Origin of the sequence: Streptomyces sp. NPDC006314, assembly GCF_040613075.1 — a bacterium.
Classification (GTDB): Bacteria; Actinomycetota; Actinomycetes; order Streptomycetales; family Streptomycetaceae; genus Streptomyces.
Window position 1 is genome coordinate 203053 of the sequence record NZ_JBEXRL010000012.1, and the last position, 11501, is coordinate 214553.

At 70.9% G+C, this 11501-nt stretch carries 13 protein-coding genes; 4 read left to right on the forward strand and 9 right to left on the reverse strand.

Features of this window, described 5'->3' with window-relative positions:
- Positions 1–7 precede the first annotated feature (7 nt).
- From ABZ079_RS23185 to ABZ079_RS23200, 4 genes are all read right to left on the reverse strand, one after another.
- Positions 8–754, reverse strand: a complete 747-nt coding sequence (locus tag ABZ079_RS23185; protein ID WP_356941335.1) for an AfsA-related hotdog domain-containing protein — start codon at positions 752–754, stop codon at positions 8–10.
- Positions 755–828: 74 nt separating this feature from the next.
- The gene (locus tag ABZ079_RS23190) at positions 829–1107 is read right to left on the reverse strand and encodes a phosphopantetheine-binding protein (RefSeq protein ID WP_356941336.1); all 279 of its coding nucleotides are present in this window, start codon (positions 1105–1107) and stop codon (positions 829–831) included.
- The gene (locus ABZ079_RS23195; protein WP_356941337.1) at positions 1101–1862 is read right to left on the reverse strand and encodes an SDR family oxidoreductase; all 762 of its coding nucleotides are present in this window, start codon (positions 1860–1862) and stop codon (positions 1101–1103) included. The genes ABZ079_RS23190 and ABZ079_RS23195 overlap by 7 nt, the downstream gene beginning before the upstream one ends.
- Positions 1859–3205, reverse strand: coding sequence for a fatty acid--CoA ligase family protein (locus tag ABZ079_RS23200; protein ID WP_356941338.1), 1347 nt, complete (start codon positions 3203–3205; stop codon positions 1859–1861). Before ABZ079_RS23200 ends, ABZ079_RS23195 begins: the two co-directional genes overlap by 4 nt.
- A 334-nt stretch (positions 3206–3539) precedes the next feature.
- Between ABZ079_RS23200 and ABZ079_RS23205 the strand changes: the two genes are divergently transcribed.
- A complete protein-coding gene (locus tag ABZ079_RS23205) occupies positions 3540–4202 on the forward strand; it encodes a 4'-phosphopantetheinyl transferase superfamily protein (RefSeq protein ID WP_356941339.1) in 663 nt (220 codons plus the stop codon).
- Between the two features lie 28 nt (positions 4203–4230).
- Here the strand turns inward: ABZ079_RS23205 and ABZ079_RS23210 are convergent, their stop codons facing one another.
- The 3 genes from ABZ079_RS23210 to ABZ079_RS23220 form a co-directional block, all read right to left on the reverse strand.
- Positions 4231–4974: an HAD-IB family hydrolase gene (locus tag ABZ079_RS23210; RefSeq protein WP_356941340.1), complete on the reverse strand. Its 744-nt coding sequence runs from the start codon at positions 4972–4974 to the stop codon at positions 4231–4233.
- A gap of 5 nt (positions 4975–4979) precedes the next feature.
- Entirely contained in the window at positions 4980–5747 is a 768-nt protein-coding gene (locus tag ABZ079_RS23215) for a response regulator transcription factor (protein ID WP_356941341.1), read from the reverse strand.
- 536 nt (positions 5748–6283) lie between these two features.
- A complete protein-coding gene (locus ABZ079_RS23220; protein ID WP_356941342.1) occupies positions 6284–6889 on the reverse strand; it encodes a TetR family transcriptional regulator in 606 nt (201 codons plus the stop codon).
- A 232-nt stretch (positions 6890–7121) separates the two neighbouring features.
- Between ABZ079_RS23220 and ABZ079_RS23225 the strand changes: the two genes are divergently transcribed.
- The 3 genes from ABZ079_RS23225 to ABZ079_RS23235 all read left to right on the forward strand — a co-directional run bounded on the left by ABZ079_RS23225 (position 7122) and on the right by ABZ079_RS23235 (position 9597).
- Complete coding sequence (locus ABZ079_RS23225) at positions 7122–7433, forward strand: hypothetical protein (protein WP_356941343.1); 312 nt, start codon at positions 7122–7124, stop codon at positions 7431–7433.
- Positions 7434–7750: 317 nt separating this feature from the next.
- Positions 7751–8872: an ATP-binding protein gene (locus ABZ079_RS23230; RefSeq protein WP_356941344.1), complete on the forward strand. Its 1122-nt coding sequence runs from the start codon at positions 7751–7753 to the stop codon at positions 8870–8872.
- Positions 8869–9597, forward strand: coding sequence for a response regulator transcription factor (locus ABZ079_RS23235; RefSeq protein WP_356941345.1), 729 nt, complete (start codon positions 8869–8871; stop codon positions 9595–9597). Before ABZ079_RS23230 ends, ABZ079_RS23235 begins: the two co-directional genes overlap by 4 nt.
- A gap of 110 nt (positions 9598–9707) precedes the next feature.
- On the opposite strand, the gene ABZ079_RS23240 is transcribed toward ABZ079_RS23235, so the two are convergent.
- Both ABZ079_RS23240 and ABZ079_RS23245 read right to left on the reverse strand, forming a co-directional pair.
- On the reverse strand, positions 9708–10754 hold the full coding sequence (locus ABZ079_RS23240; protein WP_356941346.1) for a UbiA family prenyltransferase: 1047 nt from the start codon (positions 10752–10754) through the stop codon (positions 9708–9710).
- Between the two features lie 124 nt (positions 10755–10878).
- Entirely contained in the window at positions 10879–11460 is a 582-nt protein-coding gene (locus ABZ079_RS23245) for a DUF2165 family protein (RefSeq protein WP_356941347.1), read from the reverse strand.
- Positions 11461–11501: the final 41 nt, after the last annotated feature.

The following is an 11501-nucleotide window of genomic DNA, read 5'->3' on the forward strand; positions in this document are numbered from 1 at the left end:
TCACTCCTCACACGCCCGCGAGCGCCGGCTCGCGCAGCTGGGCCAGTTCGTTCGCCACGGCCTGGCGGGCCGCGATCTTCTCCTGCTTGACGCTGACCGGCTCCGGGATCACCCGGTACTCGGCCTCCACCACGCTGGCGAGGGTGTCGCCGTGCTGGATCGAGATACGGCACCGGAAGACCGTGCCGACCGGGGTGCGGGCCAGCTCCAGCAGCTCGTACCGCAGGGTGGCCGCCAGCGGGAAGACGAAGCTGTGGAAGGAGGACGACACCGACCCGATGACGAACCGGGTGCGCTCGGGCCCGGTGACGTAGAACTGCTCGGTCACCACCGTCCAGAACTGGCGGGCGGCCTCCAGCAGCGTGATGGCCGGGATGTGCTGGCCGGTGAGGTGGTCCGCGAGCACCTCCACGCGATCGTCGAGCACCAGGTCGGCGGCGAAGACGTGCTCGCCGACCTGGCCGACCGGCCCGATCAGCACGTTGACCGGGTCGTGCTTGTGGGTCAGCCGCTGCTGGGCCCGCTCGGGTATGCCGGGTTTGGCGACCGTCACGGTCGGTGCGTGCCGGTCGACCAGCCCGCGCAGCTCCTCCAGCTGCTCGGTGCTCAGCCCCTGGCCGACGCTGACGGTGAGGCTCTCCGGCAGGTCGCCGGAGCGCAGCCGCTCCAGCAGGGCGGAGACCGGCACGGTTCCGCGGTTGGCCAGGAACTCCTCGAAACGGTCCCCGACGACGATGACTGCTTCCTGTGACATGGCTCGGTCCTTCGGTCGTGAGGTGGGTGAGGCGGGTTGTCCCGGTGATCCGTGTGATCCGGGACCGGGACGGCTCAGACGGAGGCCGCGGCGAGGTTCGCCAGCGTCTCCACGTAGGCGTCGGTCAGCTCGCGCACCGTGCGCACGTCGGAGATGACGTACTCCTCCTCGAACGGGTCGGCGCCGAACTCCATCTCCAGCTGGATGATCAGCCGGGCCAGCAGCAGGGAGTTGAGCCCGATCCGGGCCAGCGGCTCCTCCCCGGTCAGCAGCGTGACCGGGCGGCCGGCCTCCTTGAGCAGGGCGTTGATGTTCTCGTGGACGGTCGCGGTGATGTCGGTCGTGGTCAGCATGTGATTCCTCCGTCGACGACGATGGTCTGCCCCGTGATGAACGAGGCGCCGGGTGAGATGAGGTAGAGGACGGCGTCGGCGATCTCGTGGACGGTGCCGAGCCGGCCGAGCGGCGTACGCCGCTGGATGCGGTCCTTGTTCTGCTCCGTGACGTCGGCCGTCATGTCGCTGTCGAAGAAGCCGGGGACGATCGAGTTGACCCGGATGTTGAAGGCGCCGAGCTCCCGGGCGAGACTCCGGCTGAACCCGTCCAGCCCCGCCTTGGCGGCCGAGTACACGGCCACCCCGCGGTAGCCGCGGATGGCGTTGATGGACGAGACGTTGAGGATCTGGCCGCCGCCCTGCTTGGTCATCGCCCGGGCGCAGGCGTGCGCCAGCGTGATCGGGGCCAGCAGATTGGCGGTGATCAGGGTCGAGGTCTGTTTCGCGGACGTGGTCAGGAACAGCTCCTGGTGCAGCACGCCCGCGTTGTTGACGAGCAGGTCGATCCGGCCGAAGCGGCGCCGCACCGTGCGCACCACCTCGCGTAGCGAGTCCGGGTCCGTCAGGTCCGCGGCCTCCCACAGGAACCGGTCCTCGGCGGTGACCTGGAGCTCCTTGACGAACTCGTTGGCCGACCTGCTGAACGTGGCCACACGCCAGCCGTCCATCAGCAGCCGCTCCACCAGCAACCGGCCAAGTCCCTTGCTGCCGCCGCTGATCAGGGCGACCCGGTCGGGGTGCGCGGACCCGTAGTCGCGTGCGGGCTCGGTCATGCCGCGCTCCGGAGTTTCTTGTAGCGGTCGGAGTGCATCGGCGCCTGCGCGATCTCCACCAGCGCCGGCACCTTGTAGGGCTCCAGCCGTGCGGAGCAGAACTCCCTCACCCGGCGGGCGACTTCGCGCCGGTCCTCGTCCTCGACCAGCTGCACGGTCGCCTTGACGACCATGCCGGTCACCGGGCTGGGCTTGCCGCTGACGGTGGCCTCGGCGATGTTGTCCAGCTGGAGCAGGACGGACTCCACCTCGCTCGGGTAGACCTTCTCCCCGCCCACGTTGATGATCTCCGAGTTCCGGCCCAGGATCCGCACCCAGTCGCCGTCCACCTCGACCACGTCCTGGGTGTTGAAGTAGCCGTCCTCGTCGAAGGGCGCGGGGGCGTTGAGGTAGCCCAGCATCGCCATCTCGGAGCGGATCCACAGGACGTTGTCAATGATCTTGTGGTCGAAGCCGGAGTTGCCGAGCTTCACCCACAGCGTGTCGTCGCCCCGGGAGCGCGTCGGCAGGATGCCCAGCTCCGACAGGCCGTACGTCTGCTTCAGCCGGACCCCCGGCAGCGCCTTGCCCAGCCGGTGCAGCGTCTGCAGCGGCATCGGCTCGGTGCCGTACGTCACCAGGCGCAGGGAGTCGGTGGCGAACCGCTCGTGGGCACCGGAGATCAGCACCATGTTCAGGAACGTGGGCGTGGTCGGCAGGATCTCCACGCGGTGGTCCTGAACCGCCCGGAACACCGCGTCCGGGGTGCGCTCGGCGACCGTGATGACGGTGCCGCCCTGACTCAGCGTGTGCAGCAGGGTGTTGACGCCGCCGATGTGGTCCAGGCTGAGGAAGGACAGGATGCGGCTCGGCTTGTTCGCCTCGCCGTACCGCCCGAGCACCTTCTCGAAGTCCAGCACCGAGGCCTTGCTGCGGCCGGTGGTGCCGGAGCTGAACAGCACCAGCCCCGGGTGCCCCGTGCCGCGCAGCTGCCCGTACAGCTCGTGCTCGGCGCGCCGCCCGGTGCGCTCGGCCTGGTGACCGCCGCCGCTCGCGCCGGCCCGGATCACCACCTCGACCTGGGCGACCTCCAGGAACTCGGCGCGCTTGGCGGCCGGGATCGCGCTGAGCGGTACGACCACCGCGCCGCGCTCGATCAGCGCGAGCAGGCCGGCGCAGGACTGCGGGGAGTAGGCACCCTCCAGGGTGACGACCTCGCCGGCCGCGACCTGGTGGCGGTTCAGGAAGCCGCGCCACTCGTCGACCAGGCCCAGCAGCTCGTCGTAGCCGTGGGAACGGCCCTCGAACACGATGGCCTCGGCATTCCCGAAGGATTCCAGCCGTTCCAGAAAAGGATGGGGCATTGGTGTCTCCCGTTGGTGTCCACGTGCTTTTCGCGTGTTTTTGAATTCGTCTGCGATGTCGATGGAGAAAACGCTAGGCCCAGGGTGTTCTGGGATTCAATCTGCCTTTTTCGGGGTCTCGTCCGGAGTGTTCTGCCGGGTATGCCCGAAGGGGTGTGTGCGAGTGGGCAGGGGTGGGGGTAGCCGTACGGCCATGTAGCGGAAGAGGATCGGACGAGGCACCATCGGGGCAGCGAAGCACTGCCGTGACCTTGTCCTGGGATGGCAGCCGCCCGCCGCACACGGCGGGCTGTGGTGCGCCTTTTTCGCGGCGCCTTTCATCCCAGGAGAAGTCGTGATCCAGCAGATTCTGCCGCCCGTCGTCGCCAGTGCCGACACCACCGCCGACCTGCTCGACTCCCCGGTTTTCCCGGAGGAGGAGGCGTATCTGGAACAGGCGGTGGAACACCGCCGGCGAGAGTTCGTCACCACCCGCGGCTGCGCCCGCAGCGCGATGACCGCGCTGGGTCTGCCGCCGGCCCCGGTCGGTTCCGGGGCCAAGGGCGAACCGCAGTGGCCCGCCGGGGTGACCGGCAGCATGACCCACTGCGACGGCTACCGGGCCGCGGCCGTCTCACACAGCCGCGACTACCACTCCGTCGGCATCGACGCCGAGCGCCACGAGCCGCTGCCCGCGGAGGTCGTGGAGTACGTCACGGTCCCCGAGGAGCGCGCGCATCTGCGCGAACTGGCCCGCACACACCCCGCTGTCCACTGGGCGACGGTGCTGTTCAGCGCCAAGGAGACCGTCTACAAGGCCTGGTATCCGCTGGCGCGGCGCTGGCTCGGCTTCCGGGACGCCCGGCTGACCTTCGACCCGGACGCCGGCACGTACACGGCCCGGCTGCTGGTGTCGGGGCTGGTCGTGGACGGCGTACGGATCGGCTGGTTCACCGGCCACTGGTCGGTGCGCGACGGCATCGTCCTGACGGCGATCGCGGTACGGCGCGGCCGGTGAGGCCGGTTGGTTCGCGATCCGGCCGTGCTCAGCGACCCTCCGCGGCCGTGAGCAGCAGGGCGGGCGAGGCGGCCGGGCTCGGCAGGCGGCCGGGGGTCGCCGGCAGGACGGGCCAGTCGAGGGCCTGGGCGCGTTCGAGCAGCACCCGGTCGGCGCCGACCACCACCGGATTCCCGACGGCGCGCAGCATGTCCAGGTCGCTGGAGTGGTCGCCGTAGCAGGAGCATGCGGCGGCGTCGAGCCCGAGTTCCGCGACGCTCTCCCGTACCGCTGCGGCCTTGTTCGCGCCGATCATCGGCCGTACGACCTCGCCGGTCAGCAGCCCGTCCGCGCCGACCACCGGCTCGGAGCACAGGATCCGGTGGGCGCCGAGATCCTCGGCCAGCGGCTCCAGCACGCCCCGGAACGAACCCGAGACCAGCACCACCAGGTCGCCTGCCGTGCGGTGCCGGGTGGCCGCGGCCCAGGCGGCCACGACCACGGCCGCGGGCCCGCGCCGGTACTCGTCCCACCACGCGCGTCCGGCCGCCATCAGGTCGTCGTGGCGCACACCGGCGAAACGGCGGTAGTAGGCGCGGTTGATCTCCGTGCGGGGCACCCCGGAGGCCGCGGCCTCGCGCACCCAGGCCATGACCGCCTCGTGAGCGCTGCCGTCGTCGCCCTGCCGGGCCATCCAGAACCGCAGGAAGTCGAACATGCTCTTGACGTTGACCAGCGTCTCGTCGACGTCCAAGAACGCGGCGCGACCGCTGTGCCCGTCGTTCGTCTTCATGGTGGTCACCAGCCGTTCGTGAGGGTCGGGGAGGCCACCCGGTCGGTGGCGGCCGGAAGATGCCGGAGGCCGCCGCCGCGGGCAGGGAGCCCTGCGTGGCGCGGAACCGGCCGCTCGGTGTGCTGCGTGTGCTGCGGGGCCGGCGGGGCGCACAGTCCGTCGCGGATCGCGCGGACGGTCGCCAGGGTGCGGTTGGGGCAGTTCAGCTTGGCGAGGATGTTCGCGACGAGGCGCTTCACGCCGTGCTCCGAGATGTGCAGCCGGCGGGCGATCTGCTTGTTGCTCAGGCCCTCCACGAGATGGGTCAGCGCCTCGCGCTCGCGCGGCGTCAGCCGGGGCGGCACCGGGCCCGGACGCGACCCGCGGCCGGCGAGCTCGAGCAGGTCGCGGGTGAGCGAGGCCGGGATGTGCACCCCGCCGTCGCTCATCGCGGTCAGCACCTCGTGCAGGTCCTCGATCTGGAGGCCGTCGGAGCACAGCAGGGACGCGCCGGGCAGCGCGGCCACCCGGGCGAGGTCCACCGAGTCCAGGTCGGGCAGGAGCAGCAGCACGCGTACGCCGTAGGCGACGACGCGGTGCAGGACGGAGTCGGGGTCCAGGTCCGTGCCCTGCGGAGCCACGATGAGCAGATCGGTCGCCGGGTAGGAGACGGCGTCCACGGCGGACGTGAGGTCGGCGAAGGCCCGGCAGGTGGCGACGCCGCGGAGCGGGCGCAACATGCCCTCCAGGCCGTAGCGCTGCAGGTCGTCGCGGACGGACAGGATGACGTTCAAGGGCTCAGATATGACTGCGGCGAGCGCAGCACGGCGCGGTGACATGGTGCCCGTACCTCCAGGTGTCCTGTGGTTTGACCGCGGGGACTTCCACACCGAGCACGCTAGAGCCGCAGAGACACCAAGGGGCCGCCACTGCCTCCAAGACGGGGTGCCCACGGACCGAAAGTGGTAGCGGATACCTCGGTGGCGGGAGGGGGAACGGGTGACGAACCAGGGTAGTTGAGCATGTCTGGCGCGTATGAGCGTGTGCTCCGGTCAGCGGCGGGTCCGCTCGCGGGGTTCGCTGGCCTCGCGGGATCTGAAGGCGCGGTGCGCGGCGGGGCTGGGGCAAGACAGTGATCAATGGGCGCGGCGCAAGCGTGTCCTGACCGAGGAGTCCTCCTCCCGCTGGGCATGGTTCGGGGGGAGGGCCGGGGCTGGTCCCTGGCGCGGGCGGGCCGGACCACGGCAGCTCACCCGGCCTTGGGCGACCGCAGCCACCCCGCCCGAGACCGCCGCACCCCACCCGCCCAGAAGCCCCGCGCAGCCGTGTCTCAGACCGTCGCCGGTGTCCGGGACTCCAGGGCTCTGCGGGCGAAGTCGACCACGTGGGAACGGAGGTCCGGCTGCGGGGTGGTCGTACCGAGGATGAGGCGGGACATCTGGGGGACCGCGGCCGGCCATACCGCGAGCCCGATCAGGCTCAGGAGGGTGCGGGCGACGATTCCGGCGGTCTCCTCGTCGCCCAGGGCGTCGCGCAGGCCGAGGCTCTCGCCGAGCGCGGCGATCTTCTCCTCGTAGTGCGCCCGCCTGCGCTCCTCGCCCGGCAGGACCTCGTCCCGGTAGTGCAGGCCCTCCCACAGCAGGAGCCGTACGAGGACGGGGTTGTCGCGGTGGAAGTCGTAGACCCGGCCCACGTACTCGGCGGGATCGTCCCCGCCCTTCAGCGGCACCGCCTCGGCCAGCTCGTCGAGGGCGCGGGCGACGACCGCGTCGAAGAGCTTCTGCTTGTTGCCGAAGTAGCCGTAGATGCGCTCCTTGTTGACGCCGGCGGTCGCCGCGATGCGGTCGACTCGCGCGCCGGCAATGCCGTGAGCTGCGAATTCCTCGGTCGCGGCGGTGAGGAGCCGCTCTTTGGTGGTGCTCGGATCCCTGGTCATGACTCCAGCGTAGGACCCAGACCCCCGCTTGCCAACCAACTAGGTGGTTGACATCCAACTGGTTGGTTGGTTCACTGGTGATGTCGCCGAGGGCGGAACATCACCGCCCCGGTCCCAGGACTCAGCACCACCCCGGAGTGCCGGCCGGCCCGGCGAAGGGCCCCCGCTCCGGCCGCCGGCGAAACCGGCAGGCAAGCCAGATGCATCCGTGCCGACAGGAATGGAATCCGCCATGACCACCGTTGCTCACCGCCCCGTCGAGACCGCCTCCTCCACCATCACCGCCGCCACCGCCCAGCCGGCCGTGCCCGCCGGGATGCCGTCCATCCACACCCGGTTCCTGTTCACCTGGCTGTCCGTCTTCTCGGCCCTCACCGCCGTGCAGCTCGTGATCGGCCCCTCCGTCGTCCACCTGCCGCTGGCGCTGCGCAACCTGATCGTCACCGGGCTGGTCGTGCCGATCGTCGTCTACGGCCTCGTCCCCGCCCTGCTGAAGGTCCGCGGCGGGGTGCTCCGCCGCCGCGCCACCCCGCGGCACCGGTGAACCGGTAATCCGGGTCTCCCGCCCGCTCCCCCCAGGTGTTCCGCGGTCCTTCCCCCGTCCCGCGGTAACCGGAACAGGCCTGGCGGCCCCGTTCGCCAGGCCTGTTTCCGTCCCCCTTTTTCCGTTCTTCCCGCGCTCCCCGTTCACGCCTCGTGCACGCTACACAGAATATTTCGCTTTCAATCAATAGCCGCTTTCCGTGCTGCCCCATGCGCGTTTTTTGGCCACTGCTTGTCGATTGGCCGTCGAATCGGCTTACCCTGCCCCCGGCGGTTACCGGGGGCGCGGCTCCTGGGTCGCGGGGGGAGGAGAGCGTCTTGGGTGGATCCACAAGAAGCCCGGCCGGTGTCGGTGCCGACCGTCTCTGGGCGCAGCGCTTCCGGTCGTACGAGGATGCGGCCATCGCCGCCTATGCCGAACGGCTGCGCCTCATCAGCAGCCCGCTCGTCGGCTCGGCCGAGGCGTGGCAGCAGTGCGAGCTGCAGGCCCGGCGGATTTTCGCCGATTGTGCCGAGAGTCTCGCGCTCGGCCGGACCCAGGTCACCGACAGCCAGATCGCCGAGGTGGTCGACCTGGGCGGGATCCGGGTCCAGCAGAGCATCCACCTCACGCACTCGGTGCGCGCCGGGGTGATCCTCTTCGACATGGTGCTGGAATATCTGCTCAGAAGTGTCGAGGAGGCGGGGGAGGGCGTGCCCGAGCGGGTCGCCGGCTACGCCCCGGCCGTCCGGGCCCTGCAGCAGGGCATCGGCCGCCGGCTGGAGGTCGGCTCGATCGCGTACGACTCGTTCATGCTCGGCAGGGTCCGCGAGGTGCACGAGCAGGGGCACCGCAAACTCGCCCGCGAGATCCACGACCAGATCGGCAACTCGCTCAGCCTCGCCATGCGCCAACTAGAGCTCCACGAGGTGGAGTTGGCGAGGAGCGGGGCCGAGGTGCCCAAGGCGGTGGTGTCCGCCCAGGCCGCCATCCTGGAGACCCTCGCGCGCACCCGGGAACTCGTCACCGAGCTGCGCCGGCCCTCGGTCTCCGGCTGCCTGGAAGCGGCCATCAACCAGTTCGTCGCCTCGATGGGCGACTCGGTGGCGCCCGTCCGGGTGTGGGTGCGCGGCCTCGACGAGTGGATTCCGCAGCCCGTGTCCGAGGAACTCTTCCTGATGGTGCGCGAGTGCCTGCGCAACGCCTTCCGCCACGCCGACGCGGGCAACATCGTCGTCCACATCGACATCGCGCCGCACGAGATCCAGACCGAGATCATCGACGACGGCCTCGGCTTCGACGTCGACAAGGTCCGCGCCGGCGACCACGCCAACGGCCTGGCCGGACTCCAGGAACGCGCCGAACTGGTCGGCGGCACCCTCCACATCTCCTCCGCACGCGGCCGCGGCACCCACGTCACCATCTGGATACCGATCACGGAAGGCCAGGCGAGCCGGTGAGCGAGCACCTGACCACCGCGCCCGGCGCGAGGCGCGGGGACGCCGTCCGCATCCTCGTCGCGGACGACCACACCCTGCTGCGCGAGGCCCTGTGCGACCTACTGCGCTCCGAGCCGGACTTCGAGGTGGTGGCCCAGGCGGGCAACGGCGAGGACGCGGTACGGCTGGCCGCCGAGCACCGCCCCGACGTCGTCCTGCTCGACGTCGAAATGCCTCGCAACGACCCGCCCATGACCGTCCGCCGCCTGCTGGAACGCGACCCGGGGCTGCGCATCATCGTGCTCAGCATGTACGACGGCCAGCAGCTGGTGCAGGAGCTGCTGCGCCTCGGCGTCAGCGGCTACCTGCACAAGAGCACCGGCCGCGAGACGCTGGTCTCCGCCGTGCGCGACGGCGACGGCGGTGGCGGACGGACCGTCACGGTGTCCGTCTCGCCAGCGAGTCTGCGCCCCGAGCCCGCCCCGGGCGCCGGCGCCGAGGTGCTGTCGGAGCGGGAGACCGAAGTCCTGGAACTGGTCGCGCAGGCCATGAGCAACCGCCAGATCGCCGCCAGGCTGGGCATCGCCGAGGGCACCATCAAGCGCCATCTGCGCAACGTTTTCGCCAAGCTCGACGCGGTCTCCCGGATCGACGCCGTCAACAAGGCGGTCGAACGCCGCCTGATCCCCGCCCCGGTTCGCCGCCCCGACACCCCCTTCGGCCGGGCTCCGCACCGGGGGTTCTGAACGAGGAAGACCCCCCCCAGCCCTCCCCGGCCCCTGCCCAACCCGGCGTCCCGGTCCGGCCGCGTCCTCGTGGGACACAGCCGCACCGGGCCGCGTGGCGTCGGGTCGGATCAGCGTGCCGTCCAGGCGGTCCAGGCCAGTGTGGCGAACAGGGCCAGGTGGACCAGGTACTGCGTCACCATGAAGGCGCGGTAGGGCGTGCGCCCGCGTGCCGCGTCGCCGCTTGTCGTCGCGCACAGGACCGCCACGGTGACCGCCCCGCCGGCCAGCACGGCAGCCGCCGGGCCGAGCAGCGCCCGCCAGTGAAGAGCCACCGCCGCGAAGCCCGCCGCCACCAGCAGGGCACCGGCCGCGCCGGTGAGCCGTGCGGCTCCGTCGCCCCAGGCGGTGACCGAGGTGCGCCGGCCGGCCGCCGCGTCTCCGGTGACGTGCGAGAAATCCTTGGTGATCGCGCCCACCGCGGCCATCCACAACGACATCGCGACGGCCACGGCCAGCCCCGGCGCGGAGGGCAGCGTCCGGCCGGCGGCCGTCCAGCCCGCCGCGTAGGTCAGCAGACCCATCAGCAGCACCGAGCCGGACGTCCCGGCGGAGGACCGCTTCAGCTGGAACGGCGCCGCGGAGTAGGCGTATCCGAGGAACAGGAACAGCAGGTCGTACGCGGTGAGCAGGGTGCTTCCGGTGAGCAGCGTCAACGCCACCGAGGCGGCCGCGCACAGCCAGGTCCACACCGCCGCCGTACGGGCCGGCAGCGCGCCCCGGGCGATGGGGCGTCCAGTCTTGTTGACCTGGTCCTCCCGCACGTCGCAGACGCCGTTGATGCCGTAGGTGAACAGGGTCGCGAGGACCCAGGCGGCCGCCGCCCCGGCCGTCGGCGGGCCGAACGCGGAGAGTCCGCCCGCGGAGATCACCGCGCCGGCCAGGAGCCGCATGAAGAAGACGAACTGCACACTCGGCCGCGTCTCTTCGAAGAAGAGCGGGAAGGCGCGGAGGAGCGAGCGGAAGGAGAGGGAGGGCACAGCGGGGCGGGCCGGGGCGGAAAGGTTTCCGCGGCTCTTCCGGGCGGCGTGGCCACGGGTGTCCTTGTGCGGTGCGGTGAGTCGGTGCGGAGCGGTGAGTACTCGCGGAGCGCTGATCTGTACGGTGTATTCCCCCATGCCCAGGGACAGTAATGAAGCCCGGACCGCCCACACATGCCCCATCGGCGGTCCTTCCGATACCCCTTTTGGGGAAGGGGGAGTATCGGATGGGCCGCCGACGGGGCGTGGCGCACCGGCCGGTTCACTGCTCCTTCTGCGCCCCGGTCACCGAGGGGAGGTTCACCAGGAGCGTGGCGAGCAGGCCGATGATCAGGCCGGTGAAGTGCACCTGCTGGGCGGCGCCGATGTAGATCCAGTAGCCGAACCACATGCCACCGCACAGGAAGATCAGGAAGAGGCCGATGAAGATGCCCAGCGCGAGGTTGGTCTGCTGGGTCGTGGCGATGCCGCTGTGCAGGCCGCGCGCACGGCGCCACTGCAGCACCGCGGCCCGGGCAAGCAGGGCGACGGCGACGATCTCGTAGATGATGACCCCGATCAGGGCGGGGGTCGCCATCGACGCCGGCATCGCCCGCCACTCCAGGCCGTTGCCGCGCACCGGGTCGTGGACCAGGTCGACCATGGTCAGCATGCGGGTGATCAGCGTTTTGTTGGTGCCGAAGTCGTTGAGGTTGTTCAGCGTCACCAGGCCGAGCCAGAGGGTGAGCCCGCTGAGCAAGAAGGCGTTGAACGCCGCGAGGCGCGAGCGCACCGCGAGGTCGCCGCGGCCCACGGGGACGGCGGCCGTACCGCTCTGGGCCGGCCGGTCGGCAGTGAGCGCCATGGGAGTCTCCTTGACTGTTGGGCGATGGTGCGGGGCGGAGG